This window comes from Ferruginibacter sp. SUN106 (assembly GCF_050611765.1).
Lineage (GTDB): Bacteria > Bacteroidota > Bacteroidia > Chitinophagales > Chitinophagaceae > Ferruginibacter.
Genome location: NZ_JBODJC010000006.1, coordinates 13,754 through 36,930 on the forward strand (window position 1 = coordinate 13,754; position 23,177 = coordinate 36,930).

Genomic DNA, 23,177 nt, shown 5'->3' on the forward strand with positions numbered 1-23,177 from the left:
TTTTTGAGTGGACAAATTTTGATAGCGTATAATAAAAGCACAGATGTGGAGTTATGGATAAAGGGTTGGGTAACAAAAAATATTTTATTTGGTAACCCAACCATTTAACATTTGATTGACATCTTAACTGTATTCGCAATATGCAGGACGAACTAAACCAGCTTATACAACTCTGTATTAAAGGGGAAAGACATTCCCAGAGCAGGTTGTATGCGTTGCTGGCACCAAAGATGTTTGTTATATGCCTGCGTTATTCTAAAAACAGGGAAGAAGCAGAGGAAACTTTGCAGGAAGGTTTTATGAAAGTGTTTGAAAATTTACAGCAGTTTAAATTTGCCGGCTCTTTTGAGGGATGGGTAAGAAAAATTATGGTGAATTGTGCGCTACAGAAATTCAGGAGTAAATCACATCTTCACGCCGTGGTAAATATCGACGATGTAAAAACCGAATACGGCGGTACTGAAAATATATCCTCTCAACTGGGGGCTAAAGAATTGTTACAGATGGTGCAGCTATTGCCATCAGCTTACCGGATGGTTTTCAATCTTTATGTTTTTGAAGGCATGAAGCACAGGGAAATAGCAGAAGTGCTGGGCATTTCCGAAGGTACTTCCAAATCCAATTTATCAGATGCAAGAGCTATTTTAAAAAAGGCTGTTGTAAACAGCGCACAAATTGCTAAACAAAATACTAATTAGCTTATGAGCGAAAATTTACACGATATTGATAAATTGTTCAGGGATTCCATAGAAGGGCAGGAGGAAATGCCTTCGGGAAAAGTATGGGATGCCATAGATAACAACCTGGATAAAAGCAATGTAATCCAGATAAAAAGAAAATATAATAATCTTAAACGATTAGCAATTGCATTGCTGTTACTTTTATTAGGTACCATTATTTATGAAATACAGTCAAAAAAATCGGACGGGGAAAGAGTAGCGGTAGATATTATGGATAATGGAACATACAGGAAAGTGGGAGCAACAAACAAGAATGATAGTGGTGAGAAAAATACACCCAATGCAACAGAAGGAAAGCAGAATAGTACAAGTGAAACTGCAACGGGCACTAACGGTACAGCATCAGATAATACTGAAATGAAAAATGCAGGGAAAGATCTACAAAATGATTCTTTGAATAATCTTGTAGAAAAGGATGAGCAAAAGCTGAAGCAAAAAACAGCCATTGGTACAGAACAAAAATCAAAAAATAAATTCAATATAAAAAATCCTAAAGCAGAAGGTGGGGATGAAATGGTAAATGAAAATGCTCCATCATTGCAGGTAACTAAATCACCAATAAAAAAATCCTCCGTTCATAAAACAAAAATTGCTATAAAAAATCCTGCTGCACAAGAAGATGAGATTGCAGATGAAAATGATATAGTAAGCCATACAAATAATAAAACTAAAGTGGCCGCAGGTGCCAACGAATTAAGGGCATTGCAGCATGATAAGGCAGAAAAGATAACTGGTGATTTGAAAAAAAATGATCTTGTAAAAATAGAAACCAGGAGAATTGCACCTGATGCCACAATAGCGTCTGCCAAAAACAAAAGCCTTAAAAACCCTAAGCCTTTTCATATCAATATAATGCCGTTTTATTCGCCGCAATTTAGTTTCAACCGGCTGGAAGATGATCATCATGATCCCGGTCCGCAGCCAAGAAACGGCAGAGAGGAAATTAAAAATGATGAGCAACATGAAACCACTTCTTCATTTGGAATTTTAGTCCAGGTACCTGCAGGTAAAAAATGGAGTTTGCAATCCGGTATTACTTACCTGAACAAAAAGATAAGTATCGAACCTAAAAAAATATTTGCCAAGCTGGATAATGATGGTAAAATAAAGTACCGTTTTGATTGTTCTTCGGGCTATACTTATATCAATCCCAAAACAGGTACAAGTCCTGCGGTTGGCGATAGTGTTAGTGCTGCAGCATCTACCAACACATTGCAATATGTGGGTATTCCGTTAGCGGTTAATTATACTCTTTCATTTGGCAAATTCAGTATTATGCCAACAGCAGGTACCACCATTAATTTTTTAACCAAGCAGCAAATAGAAACCGAATTAATACAGGGAAGTACTAAGGAAAAGCAAACGATCAGCACTATACAGGGGCTTAAAAAAACATATTTTAATGCCTTTGCAGCACTTGCTTTGGAGTATAATCTTAGTAAAAGAATTGCCTTGAACCTTACACCAACCGGCAGCTTTGCGTTAACGTCAATTAATAAAGATGCGGCAGTAAAATCTTATCCCAACTCATTTGGCATAATTACAGGAATAAAAATAAAATTCTGATACTGTGAAAAAAATAATTATTGCATGTAACCTGCTTGCTGTGGTGTTCATCTTTTATGTACAGGAAAATTTTTGGTAAGCAATAGCGTGCTGTAAATTATTCCCCTATAAATTCAATATCGTCTTCTGTATCCAAAGTATCTGTTGATACGTACGGCCATTTATTTTGCAGCCTGGCATAAATGAAATATACGATTATGCCACTTCCAAAAACAACAAGAAAAGAAACAATTATAGTAAGGCCGGTGGCACAAAAAATAAATAACCACATAGCAATGGCTACAATAACCGGCAAAGGGTATAGCGGCATTTTATAAGGCAGGTCCTTGGTGCCGTTTCTATTTCGTAATAAAATAATACCCACTGCCTGCCCAACAAACTGCACAATGATACGCATGGCTAAAATGCCATCTATTATATGTTTCATCTTAAATAGCATGCTGAATACAAATGCAAAGCCGGCTAATATCAGCAAGGAAACGTAAGGGAAATTTTTAGTGGGGTGTAGCTTACCGAATATTTTAAAAAAAGCACCATCAATAGCTGCTGCATAGGGTACCCTTGAGTAACCTAACATTACTGCAAATAAAGATGCCAGTGCCACCCACAAGATCATTACTGTAGCAACAGTAGCTGCAGTGCCACCATATAATCTTTCAATGAAAATACTTACTACATAATTGCTTTTATCACTCATGGTACCCGTTTTTGTAGCTTCCCAGCCTTTTATTTCCTGCCACGGAATTACGCTGCTTACGCTTACATTCATCGCCAGGTATAAGATGGCAATACCTATTACAGAAATAAACATGCTCCTCGGAATGTTTCTACCAGGGTTTTTTATTTCTCCCCCTAAATGACAAACATTGTAATAACCTAAATAACTGTACATCGATTTGATGCAGGCCTGTCCAAATACAAACGATGCCAATTGCCCCCAGCTGAAGTCTGTATTGATATCTTTTAAAGGCTGTATAAAATTGCCATGCGCAATACCGCCAAAAATTATCCAGCCTAAAGTGAGTAACACGCCACTCCATAGCAGCACGCCTATTTTGCCAATGCTGTCAACTTTCCGGTATAATAAAAAAGTAATAAAGATGATCACAATACCCGACACTGCTTTTTGCTGCCAATCTCCCAGGTGTACCAAATACCCCAGGTATTGCGAAAAACCAATAGCAGCAGAAGCGGCTACCAGCGGGGCCTGTATCACCGTTTGCCACACGTATAAAAAACTCATCATTCTGCCCGGGCCGTTTTTACCATAAGCCTCTTTTAAAAAATTATAGCTGCCGCCTGCAAGAGGATAGGCTGCGCCCAGTTCGCTCCAGATCATGGCATCAATCAAAGAAAGTACGGCTCCGGCTATCCAGGCATATAAGAACATACCACCCATTAAACCCATTACAAAAGGCAATGTTACAAAGGGGCCAATGCCCACCATGTCGATCATATTTAAAACAGTAGATTGAAAAAGCCCGAGGCTGCGTTGAAGTTTTGGTGCCGACATGTAGTGAATTAAGAACTGAAATTACGACATATAAAAAATCTGCACATAAAAAAACCGGAACCCTTACGGGGACCGGCACTAATCAAAAACCATTAACCATTAAACCTTATCCTATGAAAAACCAATTATATAGTCGGTTATCAATAATACTCGGTTGCATGGTCATAAATATTTTTACCATTTGGCAGAAAAAGCCTTCATATAATCTGGAAAATTTTTGCTTTTATAAATACCATCGCCAAAAAATTTTAAGGGCGGTTCCAACTCAGAGGGTTTAAGATAACCCGATAATGGTGCAGGTTGTGCGTCAATGGCCGACAATAAAACTGTAGTTGGATAGCCCATCTGGCCAAATAATAAATACACAGCAAGGTCATTGGCCTTGTAAGTAGTATTAAATCCATATTTCTTTCCATTTAACACCGCAGAATCCCTTGATTCGGCATTGAATTTTACAGCATAATAATTTTCGTTAATATAGGCAGCTACTTTATCATTGCCATAAGTTTCTTTGTCCATCACTTTGCACCAGCCGCACCAGTTGGTATATACATCGATGATAATTGGTTTAGGTTGTTTGTTATACACTGCTTCCAGCTCATTTAAACTCAGCCAGTTTATTTTATCTTTTTTTGGGGTATTAAAAGAAGAAAATAACGCCGGAATAATAAGAAGAATGAAAAAATATTTAACCTTTTGCATGAAATAATTGTTTTGTAGCTTAGATGATTTATAAACGCAAAGTAATGAAGAAAATTGTAGTGGCAATAACTGGTGCAAGTGGTTCAGTTTATCCAAAAATATTAATCGATAAATTACTACAGGTAAAAGAGCAGTGGGAAGACCTGGCCGTGGTAATGACAGAGAATGCCAAACAGGCTTGGGCTACCGAGCTGGAGAATGAAAACTATAAAGCGCTGCCTGTAAAATTTTATACCCAGCAGGATTTTAATGCGCCTTTTGCCTCCGGTTCCGGCCAGTATAATACCATGATCATCATCCCCTGCAGTATGGGTACTTTGGGCAGGATAGCTACCGGTGTGTCCAATGATTTAATTACCAGGGCTGCCGATGTTATTTTAAAAGAAAGGCGGCAGCTGATCTGCGTGGCAAGAGATACACCGTATAATCTTATTCATATCAGAAATATGGAAACTATAACACTTGCCGGCGGTATTATCTGCCCTGCAACACCCTCTTTTTACAGCAAACCCAGAACGATTGAAGAAGTGGCTGCCACTGTGGTTGACAGGGTGCTGGATCTTGCAGGCATTGATGTAAAAACATTCCGTTGGGGCAAATAAAAAAGGGATTGAAATTTTATTTCAATCCCTTTTAAAATATGTTTAAGCTGGTTATCTTAAATCTACTACCTCAACTCCCGGGTATTTTTTCTGATCAAAGATAAATTGTACATCAGGAACAAGTGTACTCGTATTCATATTGGCAATAGAATAAGTAATACGGTTGCCGGTTTTTTCAAATACTTTTCCTGAAGTAATGGTTTGCGATCCTTTATTAATATTCACCAATACTTTGTGAAAAGCCTTGCTTTTATCAATAGGGGTCAACTCCACCTCCTGTACGCCTTTTACTTCGCCATTCAGTTTATACAAAAAATCTTTATCGTAAAAATTGGTGAACAATTTCTGAGGTGTAATGGTATTATTAGTAAGGTCTAATTTACTAATGGTTACTTCATTGCTGGCCTTATCGTAAGTCCACACATTGCTACCATCGCAAAATACTTCCTGCCCGGTAACGCTCATACGGTATTTGGTACCTTTCATATACACTGTACCCGATTTAGTGCCGAGGCTTTTGCCGGCGCTATTTTCTATTTTTAACGCAAATTTTGCGGTAACACTTTTAAAAGTTTTAAACTTGGCACTTACGGCATCCAGCACTTTTTTTGCATCCGGATCACTTTGTCCCATGCCCTTTGGAGGTTGTGCAGTAATGGTAGCTACCATCATCATCAAAAACAACGCACTGTAGATTTTTTTCATATTACCTGAATTTTTAAACAAGCCTCTCTGTTTTAAGAGGTTGCAAAGATATGAGAATAGATGCTTTTATGCAACCCAAGTTTAACCGGGAGATTTAAGAAACTGTTAATGTATTGCCATTACTAAAATAAATGCCATAAGCATCCGTTAATCCATTGAGATTATTTATTTTGCAAACACTTCAACTCTTCTTTCTGGTTCAACTCAACTATTGAACGTTTATTAATTCATTTAACCAATTCAAATGACAGAAAGAAACATTCCGCTTTCTCAAAGGGAAACCTATGAGCCATCTCAACTCACCGAATTTTTATGGTGGTTATCTACAGCCGAAAGGGAAATACTGATTGATTCCGTAGTGGATAGAAACCGGTATCGCATTATAGGCATGACGGTTTTAGCCACCTGGTTATTCGCCAGCTTTACCTGGACGTATTTTTTCAGCACTATTGTAGATTCAACATTGCTGGCAGTTGCACTGGGCATATTCATGGGCTTTATCATTCTTACTATCGACAGGGCATTAATAAAAGGCATTACAAAATTCAATAAGAAGAAATTCACGCCATTATTATTCAGAGCACTATTGGCAATCACTATAGGTACATTCATGGCACAGCCAGCAGTATTATATATGTTTGATAAGGAAATAAAAATGCAGACATCGCTGGACAATGAGAAAAGAAAAATGGTAAAGCGCCAGGAGCTGGATAGTTTGTACAGCAACCGCAAGAACGAATTATTGTTACAAAAGGAAAAAATTAAAACTGAACTTGATAATAAATATGCTGATGTAAATAAAGCACGGCAAAATTTTTTAGCCGAAACAGATGGTAGTGGTGGCACAGGCAAAGTAGGCATCAAAGACATTGCAATCGCCAAGCGAAATGAGTATCAAAAACTGGATGAAGAATACCAGGCACTCATAAAAACAGATCAACCTAAATTGAATGATGCCGATAAAGAGCTGAATGAGATGGAAGGAAAAATAAAAGCAGAAGAACTGGCTTTTACACAATACCTCAACAATGGTTTTTTAACCAGGGTAGATGCGTTGAGTAATTTATTGAAAAATAATCCGGCCTTACAGTTTCGTTATTACCTGATCGTTTTTATTTTGATGCTGATAGAACTGATGCCTGTAATTGCAAAAACATTATTGCCCAGCGGCAGCTACGACGAAAAAGTAATGCTGAGAGAAGAGATGGAAATTGAAATTGCCCACAGCAATATCCGCAAAGAAAAACAATTAAAGGAATTGTATAACCAGATGGCGCATGAGTATGACGGTGAAGCCATCACTGCCTTTTTTCGTTTAACCAAAGAAGACAGGGCAGAAAAAATAAAAGCCTTCAGCACTAAATGGAAAGAAGAAAATCATCAAACCTTTGACGGGCTTTGGGAAAAGATGAAGAAGGAAATATTGACGAAGCAGGAGAATTGATCTGCCTTCGGCAGCTAAAGGAGAACGTAGGTTTTTTAAGATTGAATATGAGCTTCACAGATAAAATCATAGTTAATCATAATCATCTTAAAAATCCGTGTTCCGTTATCCATCTCCGCATTAGATATTTATCATTAGTTATCCTCATCATTAAAAGGAACGTTCGAAATAGCACTGTGTTCATTATTTTTGCCGGATATGGCAAAAGCAGTTGGCGAAACCCCGTTAATGCAGCAACACAATGCCATCAAGGCTAAATACCCTGATGCTATTTTGCTTTTTAGAGTGGGGGATTTTTATGAAACATTTGGAGACGATGCGGTAAAGACTTCTACCGTTTTAGGTATTACCCTTACCAAGCGTAATAATGGTGATGAAAAATCATCTCAGTTAGCAGGATTTCCTCACCATGCATTAGATACTTATTTGCACAAACTGGTTAAAGCCGGTTATCGTGTGGCCATCTGCGATCAGCTGGAAGATCCCAAACAGGCTAAAGGTATTGTTAAGCGTGGCGTAACTGAATTAGTTACTCCCGGTGTAGCCACCAGCGATAAATTATTAGAACATAACAGCAATAACTTTTTAGCAGCCTTACATTTCGACAATGAAAAAGTGGGTATTGCTTTTTTAGATATCAGCACCGGCGAATTTTTTTTAGCAGAAGGTGATGCTGCTTATGCCGATAAATTATTACAAAGCTTAAAGCCTGCCGAAGTAATTTTTCAGCGCAACAGGCAAAAGCAATTCAAAGAATTATTCGGCACTAAATTTTTTACCTACACATTAGATGAATGGATCTTTGCAGAAGCTTATGCTACTGAAAGTTTATTAAAACATTTTGGTACACACAGTTTAAAAGGTTTTGGTATTGAAAGTTTAACTACGGCAATAATAGCGGCCGGGGCAATACTGCATTATTTAAAAGATACGGAGCATCCTAATCTTGGCCACATCACTTCTATACAAAGAATTGATAAAGACGAACATTTATGGATGGATCGTTTTACCATTCGTAACCTGGAATTATTTGGCGGCGAAGGACAGAACACTTTATTGAAAGTAATGGACAATACAGTTTCTGCAATGGGTGCAAGATTACTGAAGCGCTGGATCATTATGCCGTTAAATAATATTGATAAAATAAATGAACGCTTAAACACTGTTGAGTTTTTTATTAAGGAAGTTGATACCAGGAATAAAATTACACACCATATTAAACAGGCAGGTGATGTGGAAAGACTGGTGAGTAAAGTGCCGTTGAAAAAAGTGAACCCAAGAGAAGTGTTGCAAATTGCAAAAGGCCTGCAGCAAACCGAAGCCATTAAACTGATTTGTGAAAGTAGTACGAATGATTATTTAAAAAGGTTAGGTGATTCTCTTAATTCGTGTAAATATATTTTAGATAAGATCATTAAAGAGCTGAACGAAAACCCTCCTGTTGCTGCGGCAAAGGGCGGCGTGATTGCAACCGGCATTAACGAAGAATTAGATGACCTGAGAAAAATTGCGAGTGGTGGTAAAGATTATTTATTGCAGCTGCAACAGAAGGAAGCTTTGGCAACAGGTATCTCTTCTTTAAAAATAAGTTTCAATAATGTATTTGGTTATTATTTAGAAGTTACACATGCCCACAAAACCAAAGTGCCCGAAACCTGGATACGCAAACAGACATTGGTAAATGCAGAGCGCTACATCACTCCCGAATTAAAAGAATACGAAGAAAAAATTGTTGGCGCAGAAGATAAGATCTTACAGATTGAAATGCAGCTCTTCGAAAAATTGCTGAACGAGTTGCAGGATTATATTGCACCCATGCAGGTGAACGGGCATGTGATGGCAATACTGGATTGCTTAACCTGCTTTGCCAATAATGCATTGCATTTCAGTTATAAAAAACCATTGTTAAGCGATGGTGATATTTTAGACCTGAAAGATAGCCGACACCCGGTAATAGAAAGATACCTGCCGGTTGGCGAACCTTATATTGCCAACAATATTTTACTCGATCCATTATCACAACAAATAATTATTTTAACCGGCCCCAACATGAGTGGTAAGAGTGCCATACTCAGGCAAACAGCACTCATCACTTTAATGGCGCACATGGGCAGTTTTGTGCCGGCATCGGATGCAAAAATTCCATTGACCGATAAAATATTTACAAGGGTAGGGGCAAGTGATAATTTAAGCGGTGGCGAAAGTACTTTTATGGTGGAGATGAATGAAACCGCCAGCATCATCAACAACATCACCAGCCGCAGTTTAATTTTGCTGGATGAAATCGGAAGAGGTACTTCTACCTACGATGGTATTTCCATTGCCTGGAGTATTGTGGAGCATCTGTATAACAGTTCCGCCTCTCCCAAAACATTATTTGCGACGCATTACCACGAATTGAACGAGCTGGAAAATAAATTACCCGGGGTCAAAAATTACCATGTTACCAATAAAGAAGTAGGTAATAAAATTATTTTCCTGCGTAAGCTGGCGCCAGGCGGCAGCACCCACAGTTTTGGTATACATGTTGCCCGTATGGCCGGTATGCCGCCCTCTTTAATTAACCGGGCTAATGAAATATTAGTTCAACTGGAAGAGAGCCGCAACAGCAATACCGACGAAGCCGTAAAGCAGTTAAGTGCACCCAAGGTACAACTGAGTATTTTTGATGCTCATTCTGATACTTTTGATGAAATACGCAAATTGCTGGAGACAGTGGATATCAACCGCCTTACTCCGGTGGAAGCTTTATTGAAATTGCAGGAGATAAAGGGTAAGGTGAAATAGCCATATCCAATTTCATTTTATTGTGTAATTACATCATTTCATACATCTTTACTTGTTAAAACCTTATTAACACTTGCAGCATTATTGCGTATAAAGGCATCTTTATAATAATTTCGCCACAGTTATGGGTAAAAAGACCTTGATTTTGTTGTTTTTTGTGTTCGCCTTAGTTACAAAGGACTATGGTCAGAATTGTTCTTTACCCGGGATGACCCCGGATAAGGCTTACCCTGTTTGCGGAACATCTGTATTTCATGAAGACAATGTAACTAATTGTACAGGACCTGATGTGGCTGGTGCTGGTTGTACAGTACCGGTAACTTCCAGTAGTTCTTTCTGGTATAAATTTACTTGCTACCAGGGAGGAACCTTAGGTTTTCTAATGAGCGGTATCAATCCTGATGATGATTATGATTGGGAACTTTTTGATGTAACGGGTCGCAACCCAACTGACGTATATACTGATGGCTCGTTGAGGGTTTCCTTAAATATTTACGGAGCACCAGCAGGAGTGAGAACTCCTTTTCCTAATTCTCCTACTGGTTGTAGAGCTGGTGATATAGGAAATGTTCATTGCGAGGGCAATGCTTCCGGTAATACGCCGTTCAATGCAATGCCAACTATAACGGTTGGGCATGACTATTTACTGATGGTTACCAACTGGACTAAAAGCACATCGGGCTATGATCTGTCTTTTACCGGAGGTACTGCAAGCATAACTGATCCTAAAGAGCCACACCTTCAAAGTTCAAGAGCAATATGTGATGGCACACAAGCGGTGATCAAACTTAATAAACGCATGAAATGCTCAAGCCTTTCTTCTAACGGCTCTGAATTTACCATTACACCACCAGTGGCAAATGTTATTGCTGCAGTAGGGTATGGTTGCTCTACAGGTTTCGATATGGATTCTGTAATTCTTACGTTAAATAATCCTTTGCCCCCGGGTAATTATACCATCACTATAAAAAATGGCACTCCTGATGGTAATACTTTAAAAGATAATTGTGACCGGTTAATTCCTGTGGGAGAAAATATTCCCATGGTAGTATATCCTGTATTTCCAACGCCAATGGATAGCCTTACAAAACCAGGTTGTGCACCTGATGAATTATTTTTGGATTTCAGTAAACAACTTCGCCTGATCCGTTGCAACAGCATTGCTGCAGATGGCAGCGATTTCAGGGTAACAATGCTATCGGGTACTACACCGGTGACTGTTATTGGAGCTTCAGGAGTTTGTTCGGCAGATGGATTAACACCAGTAATAAAAGTAAAATTATCTGCGCCTATTCAAACCAAAGGCACTTATCAGATAATATTGCAAAGAGGTATCACCGATAACAACACCATCATTAATGAATGCGGACAGGAAACACCTGCCGGCGCTACATTGAATTTTGAAACAAAAGACACTGTAAATGCCGACTTTACTTACAGTTTAAACCTGGGTTGCAAAAGAGATACCATCAATTATTTTCATGATGGCAGAAACGAAGTGAATTTATGGAAATGGAATTTTGATAATATCCGCACCAGCGGTTTGCAAAATCCTTCGATGGTGTATGCAACTTTCGGCAACAAAACGGCGCAGCTTATTGTATCCAATGGTGTATGTAAAGACACGTCTGCAATAAAAACGATTCTTTTAGATAATGATTTAAAAGCGGAGTTTGAAGCTACTGCAGTGGTTTGTCCCGGTGACCTGGCCAGTTATAAAGAAAGCAGTATTGGTAAAATTGTTTCCTGGTATTGGGATTTTGGTAATGGCAATACAAGTTTATTGCAACAACCACCACAACAAACGTATCCTTTTTCAACCAGTATCAGGAATGTGCCGGTACAATTAATTGTAACCAATAATTTAGGTTGTAAGGATACCGCTGTGGAAACTATTAAAGTGGTGGGCAACTGTTATATTGCTGTGCCCAATGCCTTTACACCTAACCAGGATGGTATGAATGATTACCTCTATCCTTTAAACGCCTACAAAGCTAAAGACCTTATTTTTAAAGTATACAATCGCTTTGGTCAACTGATTTTTTCAACTACCGACTGGACGAATAAATGGGATGGTACATTTAAAGGACAGGGTGCTGATGCTGGAACTTATGTGTGGCTGCTGCAGTACACCCACGTTGATACAGGTAAACGTATTGAGCAAAAAGGAACAACGATACTGATAAGGTAGTCGTGAAACGTCAATCGTCAAACGTGAATGTGGCCTTCTGCTTTGCCCGGGATTTTAAAAGGGGAGAGAATGTGGGTTTGTTTAAAGGCCGTTTAATTTTTTTCTTTCGTCTCTTTCTTCTCTCAGCATGGCACCAAAATCCATTTTACGGATCATGGTTTTAATAACCAGTGCAATTCGTTTGGCCTTAGTTACATCAGTCTTTGCACTGTCGATCCATTTGGTAAAATAATTTCTATGCCCCTGTGGCAATGCATTAAAATATTGCAATGCTTCAGGTTCATCAGCCATACATTCTATTAGTTCTGATGGAGGAAGAATAGGAGCAGTATCAGCTGTTAATTGCACTTTAATAGTAGTGCCTTTTTGTTTGCGGATGCCTTTACGCATTGCAGCATTAACAGCCATAATAAAATCACCTTCGCCCATTGGCATTAGTGCTACTTTCTCAATTTCAAAATCATCCAGTTTGCCTTTTACACGAAACGATTTTTTATTGCCCGGTTTTAATTGCTGTGCAATTTTTGCAGGTATGACAATATAGGTCCAGCCGGTTTTTTCGCCCTGCTTATCAAACCTTAATATGGTGGTGGAAAATTTTACCATGAATACCTTAGTAAAAATAATTCATTTTTTTATGTGGTCTTATTGCCATCAGCATAAACTTCTATTAGTAATTGCATGCTGTCTTTCAACATGCCGGAAGCCTCATCAAAAAAATTGTCTTTATTTTTTTTAGAAGCTTTGTTATCATTTGATTTTTTTATGGTTGTCCTTATGCTTTCCAGGTCATCAAAAAATGGGGGTGTACTTTTTTCATAAAAGGAATTCACTGCTTCAATGGTAATTAAAAGATCTTCATATTCGGTTAAAATACTGTTGATGTCTTTTACATTGTCCGGAGAATGCCGGCGTGGGATCCTGTTGAATAGTGCGTTTAATGCAGTGGTGGTAGAATTCATTTTTTATGTGATAGAGAACAAAAGTACGGCAAAGGTTTGAACTGTGGTAAATCGCAATTGGTCTTGCCGGCTATGGCATGCGGAATAACTATCGTGAATACACTTACGCTGTAAATTTTTTATCGGGACCTTATTGCAATTTTTTTGTGTACTATAAATTGGGTATTGACTTGCTGATGCCTGAAGTATAATTTTGATTTTAAATTATTCAGCACAAAAAATAAACCGCATGATAACCCAACGCAATGCAGCTCAGTTATTTGTTTTAATGATAGTTTCAGTTTTTATTTTTACGTCCTGCAAAAAAAGCAGTAATACGGATACTAATGGTAACACTGAAACATTTCCTGCTCAAATAAGCAATATAGCGCCTAAGAGTATGATCGATTCTTTACGTGCTGTTGGTGTGAATGTGTATTCCGGAACAACACCTCCTCTTGTTAACGGTATTTACCTGATGACACCAGATAGCTGCACTTATGATAATTCTCCGGGAAATTTTGCCGGTACCATTTTTACAGATTATAAATTCAGGTTTTCGGCCCAGGATAATGCTGCATTCACTATTATGGTGGAACAAAAAGCAATGCCTGCAGGAACATTAAGTTCAACACCGGTCTCTACATATATTTCGGGAAGTGGCAACAAGTTTTCTATTTTTTTATTAAGAACAATAACGCCATCAGGTATTACGGTACAACAATTTAATGTGCTTAGTGGTACTTTAACAGCAAGCGGTATACAGAATCTGCAAAATACATTGTATGTAAGAAGTAAGGGAAGCGATCCTGGTAATATTTATCCGCCTGCAGGAACGATCCGTCTTTTTGTAACAGGACGCTCGGGGCTGGCCGCAAATTCAACTACTTTTTAAAGATTATAATAACAGCAGGAGTTATCAAAGTTGTATGCCGAAGTGATTCCATAATTCTTTTTTAACTTCCTGCTCAGTATTTAATTTTCTTTCTGTGATTACACCTTGTTCAGTTATTTTTAAAATGTCTCCAGTTAAAGTAATTCTGCCATTGCTGGTGGGTAAGGAACAAATTCTTTTTTGCATAAAATGAGATGCAGGATCTGATTGGTGGTAATTACACATTTCCTGGAATTCATTCAGCAGCCTTTCCTTTTCTGAAAAAATATATTCAGGAACAAAATTTTCTTCAGTATCCTTTTTTGTTACCAGCATATAATTGCCATCGAAGGTTTCAATTTTAAAAATACCTCTGGGGTCATTAGTCTCCTTACCCGGTGCTATTAAAATGGGTTGCAATGAAAATTCACCAAATCCTGCATCAACAAGATAGTTGTATTCGTTTATTTTCACTATCAAAGCCAGGTGGTCAAATTCCGGGCTAAACTCTTTTTTACCATCATACACTCTTGCCGAAACCATTTTTACAGTAAAGCCAATTTCTTTCAGCAACTCATAAAACAATCCATTTAATTCATAACAAAAGCCACCTCTTTTTCTGGTAACAATTTTATCGTACAAATGCAAAAGGTCGATTTTAATATTGTAGTGGATATCTAAGTTTTCAAACGGCACATGCATTAAGTGCATGTATTGAAGTTGTGAGAGTACTTCAAATGTAATATCCACCGGGCCTTCATAGCCAATTCTTTCCAGGTATTGTTTGATGTTCATTGAATTTTTTATAGCGGCTTAGATTCTGTCAGGATATTTCAAAACAAGACAGAATAAGCGACAGTTTTTTTTTTGCGTTCAAACAAAAGTATTAGTTTGATATATGTGATCTTGCACTTTCTTCATCAGCATAAATAAAAGGAACAATTACCTTTCCTTCCCGATCTATGCAGCCCCACAATTTGTTTAAGCGGGCCGGTATTTTTCCTGTATGATATTGCGGAAGAATTTCATACTTTGCCTCAATAATTACCTTCCCTTCCTGATCTATAAATCCATAACCTAACCCTTTAGTAAAGCGAGCTAATCCATTGTAAAACCCATCAGTAACTTTAAAATCTTTTGGAAGTTCAGTTATTAAATTACCCGAAGTGGTAAACAAATAAGAGGAGAGTTTTTTTCTTAGTAATAAAACACCTGCTTTATGATCGTATTCTATATCAAAACTGATAGGGATAACCACTTCATTTTTCTTATTGATGTATCCAGACATTCCATCTTTCTTTACCCTGGCCAGGCCATCAAGAAATACATCATTAACAAGTTCGTATTCAGGAGGTATGATTTCTTTAAATGTGGTGTCAATAAATCCATACTTTCCATTTCTTTTAAAAAAAGCAACTCCATCATAAAAGAATTGCCCCATGATTTCATATTTGTTATTACAAAAGCTTCTGTTTCTTGTATTGTAGATCATTGCTGCCCCGTCCTTATACAATCTTAAAAAGCCATTGCTCATTACTCCTATTTCGTCATATACAGGCTCCAGAATAATTTCTCCTTTTATGCTGATGCATCCGGTCTTTCCATTATTGTATACCTGGATAAGTTCGGAGTTATAAAGAGAGCGAAGTCCATCAAATATATAGCCTGATAGTAATTGACCATTTAAATCTATAAGTCCCCATTTCCCATCTAGTTTTACTCCGGCTGATTGATGAAAAAAATCCATTGCTTCATCATATGCAAAAGGGATTTTTATTTTTCCTGCCTTGTCAATATAACCATATTTCCCTGCAGACTTCACTGGTGCCACACCATCGGAAAATGAACCTGCAGATTCGTAGGTGAATGGAATTGTAGTTTTATTATGTTCGTCTACAAAACCATATCTTCCATTTTTTTTAACTGCAATAACCCCTTCGTTAAAAAGTTTTGCATCATCATAAATCAAAGGCACTGTAAACTTTGCATTTTTATCAATTATTCCCCATTTGGTTTTACTCATCACTACCCATTTGTCTGCAGTTGCTAAATAAATATCGTTATAAACTGAGGGAATAACAATCGATCCTTTGGGATTGATAACACCATGCATCATATCATTTCCAAAAAAAATTGAATAGTTGCCTTCAAAAGGCAGGTAACTAAATGCTTCAGGTAATTTTTTAATAGCCTTAAAGTTTTGGTCTATCAAATATAGCTTCCGGTCAGCCCGGTTTCTGCCCCATCCGCCCAGGCCATCTTTTGAAACAGAAATGATGTCAAAAAAATCGAGGTTGCTTAATTTTTTAATTGAGAGGCTGTCCTTGTTATAACGTAAACATGTTTTGTATGCATCCAGTAAATATTCGCCTTGAGGAATAAAATTGTCAAAAATGTATTTAGTCTCCTGATCAAGATAAGAATTACATTGTTTGGTAGGCTGCGAAAAAACAATAAAGGGTGAAAATGTAAAGAGGATTAAGGTGGCAGTAAAAAAAATATTTTTCATTGTCTTATCTCGTTCAATTTTTATTCTAAAACCATTTTGTTAATTACTTAATTAAAAACTTAAAGAGGCAACATTCTGGAATTATAACTTCTTTAAAAGTATTGTCAATATTCTTGGAATAGTAGTACTGTCATTATCATCAAAATATTCATTCACATCTGCAATAGCAAGCCCATATTTTTTTGCAGCTTGTGTAAATTCAGAAATATTGTGGGTATAGCAGTCTACTACCTGTAAGCCTTCTTTGGTTTCAAATCTTGCCTTAGTGCCGGCATATTGTTTAAAAGGATGTAGTTCGCCGATATATACATAGCCACCAGTGGCTAAAGATCTGGACACTTCACTAAAAATATGATCAAGGTTTTGGATATGCTCTAATACCAGACTAAAGGTTACCAGGTCATATTGTATTGAAGCAAACGACCACGAGCCTGTTATATCTGCCTGTATAAATTGTACTGTGTGGGAATTAATTTTTGCTTTCGCTTTTGCAAGCATTTCTTCCGATAGGTCAACAGCAGTAATTTGTTTGGCTTTTGTAATTAACCATTCCGTATTCTTTCCTGTACCACAACCAATCTCAAGGCAGGTGTCAAATTGGATAGCAGATAAAACCGATCTTAATGACTGTGCTTCAAGGTCACGTGTTTTATTATTGTTGGTGTCGTATTGTTGCGACCAAACGTTATAAGCTTGTCTTGTATCCATGATCCTAAAAAATATTATTGTAAACTATTCATGCGCTTTATGCCCGATATACTTTCTCCATTTTTCAATCACTGCATTCATATCTTCCGGCATTTCACTTTCAAAAAACATTTTTTCATTTGTGGCGGGATGAATGAAACCTAACTCTTTTGCATGTAATGCCTGGCGCTGACATAATTCAAAACAATTATCTACAAACTGTTTGTACTTGGTAAATACTGTTCCTTTTACAATTCTGTCACCGCCATAAAAATCATCATTAAAAAGTGGGTGGCCTATCAGTTGCATATGCACACGTATCTGGTGAGTTCGTCCTGTTTCCAATCTGCATTCCACCAGAGTTACATAATTAAAACGTTCTAAAACTTTATAGTGGGTGATGGCATCTTTGCCATGGTCGCCATCGGGATAAGCAGTAAATAATTTTCTAAAACGCAAATGCCTTCCCACATGTGCAATAACAGTGCCTTCTTCTGTATCAAAATCTCCCCAAACCAATGCAATGTAACGGCGGTGTACAGTATGGTCAAAAAACTGTTTGGCTAAATGCGTCATAGCATGTTTATTTTTTGCCATTACTAATAAACCGCTGGTATTTTTATCAATGCGATGCACCAGGCCAAAACGATTTAATTCTGTTTCATCAATGTTAGGGTTTTGCTGCTGCAGATAATATGCCACTGCATTTACCAATGTGCCGTTGGGGTTGCCGCTTCCCGGGTGCACTACCATTCCTGCCGGTTTATTGATGATCAGGATATCGTCATCTTCATATTGAATATTCAACGGGATATTTTCCGGGATAATCTCTGATATTTCAGGCGAGCGGTCATCATACACTACAATTCTATCGCCTGTTTTTACTTTGTAATTATTTTTTACCGGCTTCTCATTTACCAAAACCATTTCATCATCAATGCCTTGCTGAATTTTATTGCGGGTGGCGCCTTCAATACGGCTCATTAAAAATTTATCAATGCGCAAAGGCTCCTGGCCTTTAGTAATGGTAATCACCAGTTTTTCGTATAACTCTTCAGAGTCACTGGATTCTATCTCTTCTATATTTTCTTCCTGTTTCATAATTAGTTTAGAAGTTTAGAGGTTTAGGGATTAGTTAGTGTTACTGGTAGCCCCAATATCCTAAATCATAATTCAAACATCATAAATCCTTTTTATCTTTGCAAATTAAAACATTGCAGTGGATAAGCGCAAAGTGATATTTAAAGATTTGGGAATTATTGAGTATAAGACCGCCTGGGATTACCAGGAAGAACTGCTGCAGCAGAATGTTGCCATAAAAACGGCTAACAGAAAAGCGCAGGAAGCCACAGTGATGATTCACGACTCACCACTCACCACTCACGACTCACCGCCTCTCACAACAACCAACTTTTTTCTTTTCTGCGAACATCCTGCAGTATATACTTTAGGCAAAAGCGGTAATATCAGCAATGTATTGATGAGCGAAGCGGAACTGGCAGAAAATGATATTCAGTTTTTTAATACCAACAGGGGGGGAGATATTACTTTTCATGGCTTGCAGCAAGTGGTAGGGTATCCCATTTTAGACCTGGAAAATTTTTATACCGACATTGGTAAATATCTCCGCAACCTGGAAGAAGTAATTATTTTAACTATTGCTGAATATGGTATAAAAGGCGAAAGGAGCAGCGGAGAAACCGGCGTATGGATTGAACCCGGTATTGCAGGTAAGGAAAGAAAAATTTGTGCTATTGGTGTACGCTGCAGCCGCTGGGTAACCATGCATGGCTTTGCATTAAATGTTAATACCGACCTCAGTTATTTTAATAATATCATTCCCTGTGGTATACAAAACAAACAGGTCACTTCAATCGAAAGAGAATTGGGGCACCAGGTTAACTATGAAGAAGTAAAAGAAAAGATCAGGGGTAATTTTGAAAAAGTTTTTAAAGCCAACCAATAATTGGATAACTGATTTTTAATTACTGACTTTTCCATCTTTGGAAATAAAGAATTTATTCTTTTCAATGAGTTTACCGTTCTCGTAAATTTCAAAATGAAACCAGCCGGCATGCACAAAATTTACTTTCTCAATTATCAGGTAATCCTCATGTAGTTTGGTTAATTCAAAAAGAGGTGTTTCATTTTCTTCAAAAAATTTCACCATGTATTTTTTAGTTTCTGCCCCCGGCAGGTAAATAACTACATTATTATCTTTTGCAGTAAAAATACGCCTGCTGGGATAAGTAATAAGATCAGGATTATTAATGGCGGGTAACGTTGTCTTGGGCTGAATACTTTTAGGATCTTTATTTTTGGGGTCATTGATCGTTTGCACTGCCGATTTATCTCTGCCTCGTATTAAAAACGGGAAAGACGTATCAGGTGCAGGCTGTTGTGCCGCAGTACCGTTATTGTTGCTGTTTACGGCAGTATCTTCAACTACTTCAACCACATCTTTTACGGGCCTTGCAACTTTACTGAAGATATAACTGCCACCATCGAAAGAGATAAACACCCGGTAATACATTTTGTTATAAGGAGGTTTGCTATCGGCATAACCATTTTCAATATTCTGCGGATTGAGAACCGAACCAATGGTAGAATAATTTTTCAAACTATCGTAAGAGCGTTGAATATTAATAGTGGTAACAGGAACTTTATAATTATTTACCCAGCTTACAATGATCTGGCCATTAAGGTTTTTTACGGTAATATCGGGCAGGGTTTTCTGTGCTGTAAGGGTAACGGCAAAAAGATTAAAAATAAGAATAAATAAAAAGGAGATCCTTTGCATAATAGTAAAACGAGGATAAGCCTGAAAAATTTTGTAACACAAATATAAAGGGATGTTACAAATTAGAATAATAATGTACCCGGCAGTAAAGAATTGTTGCCCTGTAAACCGCCTGTATGCAGGCAAAGAATATTACTTCCGGGGTAAAAATAACCTTGTTTTAACTTATCGTAAATAGCAAAAAATAATTTTGCCGTGTACACAAAATCTGTTGGCAGTTGCTGTTGCAGCCACAATTGATTCATAAAACCGGTTAATCCGGGAGTTTTTTTTGCATAGCCACCAAAATGATATTCGTTGAAGATCTTCAGGTGTTTTTGCGAAGCCTCTTTACCATTAAGTGAATAAATTCTTTCAGCTATATCGGTCATCCCTTTTAAAACGGGAACACTTATAATTTCCTGTTGTTCTCCAGCACACTGCAATAAACCTGCAGTTGTAGTAGCCGTTCCTGCGGCCGTGCATATGTGAGTATACATGTTTGCAGGTATCAGTTTGCCAATTAGTGCAGCTCCTTTGGCACCAGCAGTATGATAGCCACCTTCAGGAATAACAATAGCTTCCCCAAATTCATTTTGTAGTTCAGTTATAAAATGGGTGCTTTCTTTTTTTAAATAGGCTGCCCTGGAAATAAATTTTAACTGCATGCCATAATCCATGCATTGTTGTAATGTAGAGGATAGTACGGCCGGCATTTCTCCTCTTACAATACCAATGCTTTTTAAACCATTAGCCTGGCATGCAAAAGCAGTAGCTGCCAGGTGATTAGAATAAGCACCTCCAAAACTGAGGATTGTTTTATGTGGCGATTGCAGTGCTTCAGCTAAAAAATAATGAAGCTTGAACAATTTATTTCCTGATACTACCGGGTGAATTTTATCTAACCTTAATACCGAAAGGGATATGTTTTTTTGAAGCAGCATGTCATCAGTTAGCAATTCAATGGGAGCATTTAAAATATTAAACGGCATTTTGATGATAACTTATCGGTTTATAGTAATTTCGTTGCACAAAAATCGGTTTTTAATTTTTCATTTTTAATTTAAGTTATCAATGCAACCAACTCTATTGATCTTAGCTGCTGGCATGGCAAGCCGCTATGGAAGTATGAAACAGACACAGGGCTTTGGCCCAAGTGGCGAAACCATCATGGATTATTCTATTTACGATGCCATACGTGCAGGTTTTGGTAAAGTGGTTTTTATCATCAGGGAAGATTTTGCGGAGGGATTTAAAGCCAATTTTGAACCTAAATTAAAGGGAAAAATTAAAACAGAATATGTTTACCAGGCAATGACTTCTCACCTGGATGGAATGCCTGTTCCTGAAGGCAGAACAAAGCCGTGGGGCACAGGCCATGCTATTTTATGCGCCAAAGATGTAATTAAAGAACCTTTTGCTGTTATTAATGCAGATGATTTTTATGGCAGCGATGCCTTTGTAAAAGCAGCAGCATTTTTAAATAATGCATGCAATGAAAAAACCTATTCAATCATTGGTTACGAACTGGCAAAAACTTTAAGTGAACATGGCACCGTAAGTCGTGGTGTTTGCCAGGTAGATGCTGATAATAATTTAGTGAGTATTAAAGAAAGAACAAAAATATACAGGGAAGGGGATACCATTGTATACGAAGATGAAGATGGTAAACATGAAGTGCCTTTTGATTCAAGCGTATCGATGAATTTCTGGTGCTTTCACCAATCAGTTTTTCCGGCAACAGAAAAACTATTTCACCAGTTTGTTAAAGATAACAGCCACAACATTAAGGCAGAATTTTTTATACCGCTTATCGGAGATGAATTTGTTTCCACCCAGGATGGTACTATCAAGGTAATTCCTTGCTCTTCACAATGGTTTGGGGTTACTTATAAAGAAGATGCGCCTGTTGTAAAAGCAAGTATTGATAAATTGGTGGCAGATGCAGAATATCCTTCCTCTTTATGGTAAGATAAAATGTTACTACATAAAAAGGTCCCGAAAATTTTCGGGACCTTTTTTATAATTCGCTTTTTGCTCAAGCTGTTTTATTGGTAACTCTTAATTAAGAAAACACAACTGTTCACTTTCTTTACCTGGTCTTCCCTGGTTAAATTTTTAATACTATTGGTAGCGTTCAGTTTAATATTAGCGAACGTAGAATCTTTTTTTAGATTTTCAACAGTTTTAAATATGTACATTGATTTTACGGCATACACACCACCCCCGGCTGATTTATCACTTAAAATACCAATTACGTCGCCATTCTTGTTTAAAACGGGACCACCACTGTTTCCGTGATCGGCAGCAATAGCGATCTGGTAAGAAAGGGTATCATTCTGGTAACCAGTCTCACTGCTTAAATAACCTTCACCATATACAATACCTTCTTTAGGATACCCCATTGTATAAACAGGTTCTGCAAGATTTACAGATTTACTGATACCATAAGGCAGGGATTTATAAGGAATAAAATCTTTGTCATCAATTTTTAATACTGCAATATCCCTGGTGTTGTCCTGCATGCAAACTGTAGCTACAAACTGGCGGCCTTTTTCATTTGTTGCAATAATTGTTTTGCCCTGTAGCACGTGTGCATTGGTAATCAGGTAACCTTGTCCATCTATTAAAAAACCAGTACCACCTGAAACAGGTACAAGCTCCGGTTTAATCTTAGTGTTTACATCGTCCAGCTTATTGTTAGTTTCTCTAACTGATTTATTTACGGCGTCCAGTTTTCTGCTTAATCTTTCAAAATCAGGGTTTGATTTATTGCTATTATACACTGAGGTTAAGCCTGCGGTAAGAATTGAAACAAGGCCTGCAATACTTGCAGCTACGGCAACAATGCGCCTGTACTTCTTCCAGAAATAAACCACCTTGGCTTTGCCTTGTAAATGAGAGGGGCTGATAACTCCTTCTTCAGTTAATTTGGCTTCAGTTTCTACCAGTGAATGTTTAAAATTCCTGGTGCTGCTGTATTTGTCTACTTCATTTAAAAAGAAAGTATGCTCCACTACCATCTGGTCAATCTCAGGGTTGCTCTTACGCATTTCTTCCAGATAGGCTCTTTCCTCAGCAGACATCTCTCCTCTAAGATATCTCTCAACAGCGTCTAATAATACTATGTCCTCCAT

At 37.6% G+C, this 23,177-nt stretch carries 21 protein-coding genes; 9 read left to right on the forward strand and 12 right to left on the reverse strand.

The genetic code is table 11. The annotated features are described in order from the left end of the window. Positions 1 to 140 precede the first annotated feature (140 nt). On the forward strand, positions 141 to 698 hold the full coding sequence (locus ACQ334_RS22340) for an RNA polymerase sigma factor (RefSeq protein ID WP_430990504.1): 558 nt from the start codon (positions 141 to 143) through the stop codon (positions 696 to 698). A gap of 3 nt (positions 699 to 701) precedes the next feature. Further along, positions 702 to 2,306 (forward strand): hypothetical protein, encoded by a 1,605-nt coding sequence (locus ACQ334_RS22345; RefSeq protein ID WP_430990505.1) that lies wholly within the window; start codon positions 702 to 704, stop codon positions 2,304 to 2,306. Between the two features lie 97 nt (positions 2,307 to 2,403). Here the strand turns inward: ACQ334_RS22345 and ACQ334_RS22350 are convergent, their stop codons facing one another. Together ACQ334_RS22350 and ACQ334_RS22355 are read right to left on the reverse strand one after the other, a co-directional pair. Next, positions 2,404 to 3,819, reverse strand: coding sequence for an APC family permease (locus ACQ334_RS22350; protein WP_430990506.1), 1,416 nt, complete (start codon positions 3,817 to 3,819; stop codon positions 2,404 to 2,406). 174 nt (positions 3,820 to 3,993) lie between these two features. Further along, on the reverse strand, positions 3,994 to 4,521 hold the full coding sequence (locus ACQ334_RS22355) for a thioredoxin family protein (RefSeq protein ID WP_430990507.1): 528 nt from the start codon (positions 4,519 to 4,521) through the stop codon (positions 3,994 to 3,996). Positions 4,522 to 4,565: 44 nt separating this feature from the next. On the opposite strand from ACQ334_RS22355, the gene ACQ334_RS22360 reads away from it, so the two are divergent. After that, positions 4,566 to 5,123: a UbiX family flavin prenyltransferase gene (locus ACQ334_RS22360; protein WP_430990508.1), complete on the forward strand. Its 558-nt coding sequence runs from the start codon at positions 4,566 to 4,568 to the stop codon at positions 5,121 to 5,123. A 51-nt stretch (positions 5,124 to 5,174) separates the two neighbouring features. Here the strand turns inward: ACQ334_RS22360 and ACQ334_RS22365 are convergent, their stop codons facing one another. Further along, the gene (locus ACQ334_RS22365; protein WP_430990509.1) at positions 5,175 to 5,828 is read right to left on the reverse strand and encodes a LolA family protein; all 654 of its coding nucleotides are present in this window, start codon (positions 5,826 to 5,828) and stop codon (positions 5,175 to 5,177) included. 244 nt (positions 5,829 to 6,072) lie between these two features. On the opposite strand from ACQ334_RS22365, the gene ACQ334_RS22370 reads away from it, so the two are divergent. The 3 genes from ACQ334_RS22370 (at position 6,073) to ACQ334_RS22380 (ending at position 12,250) form a co-directional block, all read left to right on the forward strand. After that, the gene (locus ACQ334_RS22370) at positions 6,073 to 7,272 is read left to right on the forward strand and encodes a DUF4407 domain-containing protein (protein WP_430990510.1); all 1,200 of its coding nucleotides are present in this window, start codon (positions 6,073 to 6,075) and stop codon (positions 7,270 to 7,272) included. A 198-nt stretch (positions 7,273 to 7,470) separates the two neighbouring features. Then, positions 7,471 to 10,059, forward strand: a complete 2,589-nt coding sequence (gene mutS / locus ACQ334_RS22375) for a DNA mismatch repair protein MutS (protein WP_430990511.1) — start codon at positions 7,471 to 7,473, stop codon at positions 10,057 to 10,059. Positions 10,060 to 10,183: 124 nt separating this feature from the next. Next, positions 10,184 to 12,250, forward strand: a complete 2,067-nt coding sequence (locus ACQ334_RS22380) for a gliding motility-associated C-terminal domain-containing protein (protein ID WP_430990512.1) — start codon at positions 10,184 to 10,186, stop codon at positions 12,248 to 12,250. Between the two features lie 81 nt (positions 12,251 to 12,331). Here the strand turns inward: ACQ334_RS22380 and ACQ334_RS22385 are convergent, their stop codons facing one another. Further along, entirely contained in the window at positions 12,332 to 12,856 is a 525-nt protein-coding gene (locus tag ACQ334_RS22385; protein ID WP_430990513.1) for a YdeI/OmpD-associated family protein, read from the reverse strand. Between the two features lie 29 nt (positions 12,857 to 12,885). Beyond that, positions 12,886 to 13,212 carry a hypothetical protein gene (locus ACQ334_RS22390; protein ID WP_430990514.1) on the reverse strand — a complete coding sequence of 109 codons (327 nt, stop codon included), beginning with the start codon at positions 13,210 to 13,212 and terminating at the stop codon, positions 12,886 to 12,888. Between the two features lie 229 nt (positions 13,213 to 13,441). Here ACQ334_RS22390 and ACQ334_RS22395 point away from each other — a divergent pair, with 229 nt between their 5' ends. Continuing rightward, complete coding sequence (locus ACQ334_RS22395) at positions 13,442 to 14,086, forward strand: hypothetical protein (RefSeq protein ID WP_430990515.1); 645 nt, start codon at positions 13,442 to 13,444, stop codon at positions 14,084 to 14,086. 24 nt (positions 14,087 to 14,110) lie between these two features. On the opposite strand, the gene ACQ334_RS22400 is transcribed toward ACQ334_RS22395, so the two are convergent. The 4 genes from ACQ334_RS22400 to ACQ334_RS22415 all read right to left on the reverse strand — a co-directional run bounded on the left by ACQ334_RS22400 (position 14,111) and on the right by ACQ334_RS22415 (position 18,362). After that, a complete protein-coding gene (locus ACQ334_RS22400) occupies positions 14,111 to 14,860 on the reverse strand; it encodes an arylamine N-acetyltransferase family protein (protein ID WP_430990516.1) in 750 nt (249 codons plus the stop codon). Between the two features lie 91 nt (positions 14,861 to 14,951). Continuing rightward, positions 14,952 to 16,574 carry a WG repeat-containing protein gene (locus tag ACQ334_RS22405; protein ID WP_430990517.1) on the reverse strand — a complete coding sequence of 541 codons (1,623 nt, stop codon included), beginning with the start codon at positions 16,572 to 16,574 and terminating at the stop codon, positions 14,952 to 14,954. A gap of 81 nt (positions 16,575 to 16,655) precedes the next feature. Next, the gene (locus tag ACQ334_RS22410) at positions 16,656 to 17,282 is read right to left on the reverse strand and encodes a class I SAM-dependent methyltransferase (RefSeq protein ID WP_430990518.1); all 627 of its coding nucleotides are present in this window, start codon (positions 17,280 to 17,282) and stop codon (positions 16,656 to 16,658) included. Between the two features lie 24 nt (positions 17,283 to 17,306). Continuing rightward, positions 17,307 to 18,362, reverse strand: coding sequence for an RluA family pseudouridine synthase (locus ACQ334_RS22415; RefSeq protein WP_430990519.1), 1,056 nt, complete (start codon positions 18,360 to 18,362; stop codon positions 17,307 to 17,309). A gap of 118 nt (positions 18,363 to 18,480) precedes the next feature. On the opposite strand from ACQ334_RS22415, the gene lipB reads away from it, so the two are divergent. Next, a complete protein-coding gene (gene lipB / locus ACQ334_RS22420) occupies positions 18,481 to 19,227 on the forward strand; it encodes a lipoyl(octanoyl) transferase LipB (protein ID WP_430990520.1) in 747 nt (248 codons plus the stop codon). Positions 19,228 to 19,242: 15 nt separating this feature from the next. Here the strand turns inward: lipB and ACQ334_RS22425 are convergent, their stop codons facing one another. Both ACQ334_RS22425 and ACQ334_RS22430 read right to left on the reverse strand, forming a co-directional pair. Continuing rightward, positions 19,243 to 20,061 (reverse strand): hypothetical protein, encoded by an 819-nt coding sequence (locus ACQ334_RS22425; RefSeq protein ID WP_430990521.1) that lies wholly within the window; start codon positions 20,059 to 20,061, stop codon positions 19,243 to 19,245. 62 nt (positions 20,062 to 20,123) lie between these two features. Beyond that, complete coding sequence (locus tag ACQ334_RS22430) at positions 20,124 to 21,032, reverse strand: 1-aminocyclopropane-1-carboxylate deaminase/D-cysteine desulfhydrase (RefSeq protein WP_430990522.1); 909 nt, start codon at positions 21,030 to 21,032, stop codon at positions 20,124 to 20,126. Between the two features lie 82 nt (positions 21,033 to 21,114). On the opposite strand from ACQ334_RS22430, the gene ACQ334_RS22435 reads away from it, so the two are divergent. Beyond that, positions 21,115 to 22,011, forward strand: coding sequence for a sugar phosphate nucleotidyltransferase (locus ACQ334_RS22435; RefSeq protein ID WP_430990523.1), 897 nt, complete (start codon positions 21,115 to 21,117; stop codon positions 22,009 to 22,011). 77 nt (positions 22,012 to 22,088) lie between these two features. Here ACQ334_RS22435 and ACQ334_RS22440 read toward each other — a convergent pair whose 3' ends face one another. Then, a complete protein-coding gene (locus ACQ334_RS22440) occupies positions 22,089 to 23,177 on the reverse strand; it encodes a S1 family peptidase (protein ID WP_430990524.1) in 1,089 nt (362 codons plus the stop codon).

Bases quoted from the DNA above. Each gene is read 5' to 3' on its own strand.
- ACQ334_RS22340 (WP_430990504.1), top strand. From the start codon at position 141: ATGCAGGACGAACTAAACCAGCTTATACAACTCTGTATTAAAGGGGAA.
- ACQ334_RS22345 (WP_430990505.1), top strand. From the start codon at position 702: ATGAGCGAAAATTTACACGATATTGATAAATTGTTCAGGGATTCCATA.
- ACQ334_RS22350 (WP_430990506.1), bottom strand. From the start codon at position 3,819: ATGTCGGCACCAAAACTTCAACGCAGCCTCGGGCTTTTTCAATCTACT.
- ACQ334_RS22355 (WP_430990507.1), bottom strand. From the start codon at position 4,521: ATGCAAAAGGTTAAATATTTTTTCATTCTTCTTATTATTCCGGCGTTA.
- ACQ334_RS22360 (WP_430990508.1), top strand. From the start codon at position 4,566: ATGAAGAAAATTGTAGTGGCAATAACTGGTGCAAGTGGTTCAGTTTAT.
- ACQ334_RS22365 (WP_430990509.1), bottom strand. From the start codon at position 5,828: ATGAAAAAAATCTACAGTGCGTTGTTTTTGATGATGATGGTAGCTACC.
- ACQ334_RS22370 (WP_430990510.1), top strand. From the start codon at position 6,073: ATGACAGAAAGAAACATTCCGCTTTCTCAAAGGGAAACCTATGAGCCA.
- mutS (WP_430990511.1), top strand. From the start codon at position 7,471: ATGGCAAAAGCAGTTGGCGAAACCCCGTTAATGCAGCAACACAATGCC.
- ACQ334_RS22380 (WP_430990512.1), top strand. From the start codon at position 10,184: ATGGGTAAAAAGACCTTGATTTTGTTGTTTTTTGTGTTCGCCTTAGTT.
- ACQ334_RS22385 (WP_430990513.1), bottom strand. From the start codon at position 12,856: ATGGTAAAATTTTCCACCACCATATTAAGGTTTGATAAGCAGGGCGAA.
- ACQ334_RS22390 (WP_430990514.1), bottom strand. From the start codon at position 13,212: ATGAATTCTACCACCACTGCATTAAACGCACTATTCAACAGGATCCCA.
- ACQ334_RS22395 (WP_430990515.1), top strand. From the start codon at position 13,442: ATGATAACCCAACGCAATGCAGCTCAGTTATTTGTTTTAATGATAGTT.
- ACQ334_RS22400 (WP_430990516.1), bottom strand. From the start codon at position 14,860: ATGAACATCAAACAATACCTGGAAAGAATTGGCTATGAAGGCCCGGTG.
- ACQ334_RS22405 (WP_430990517.1), bottom strand. From the start codon at position 16,574: ATGAAAAATATTTTTTTTACTGCCACCTTAATCCTCTTTACATTTTCA.
- ACQ334_RS22410 (WP_430990518.1), bottom strand. From the start codon at position 17,282: ATGGATACAAGACAAGCTTATAACGTTTGGTCGCAACAATACGACACC.
- ACQ334_RS22415 (WP_430990519.1), bottom strand. From the start codon at position 18,362: ATGAAACAGGAAGAAAATATAGAAGAGATAGAATCCAGTGACTCTGAA.
- ACQ334_RS22425 (WP_430990521.1), bottom strand. From the start codon at position 20,061: ATGCAAAGGATCTCCTTTTTATTTATTCTTATTTTTAATCTTTTTGCC.
- ACQ334_RS22430 (WP_430990522.1), bottom strand. From the start codon at position 21,032: ATGCCGTTTAATATTTTAAATGCTCCCATTGAATTGCTAACTGATGAC.
- ACQ334_RS22435 (WP_430990523.1), top strand. From the start codon at position 21,115: ATGCAACCAACTCTATTGATCTTAGCTGCTGGCATGGCAAGCCGCTAT.
- ACQ334_RS22440 (WP_430990524.1), bottom strand. From the start codon at position 23,177: ATGGAGGACATAGTATTATTAGACGCTGTTGAGAGATATCTTAGAGGA.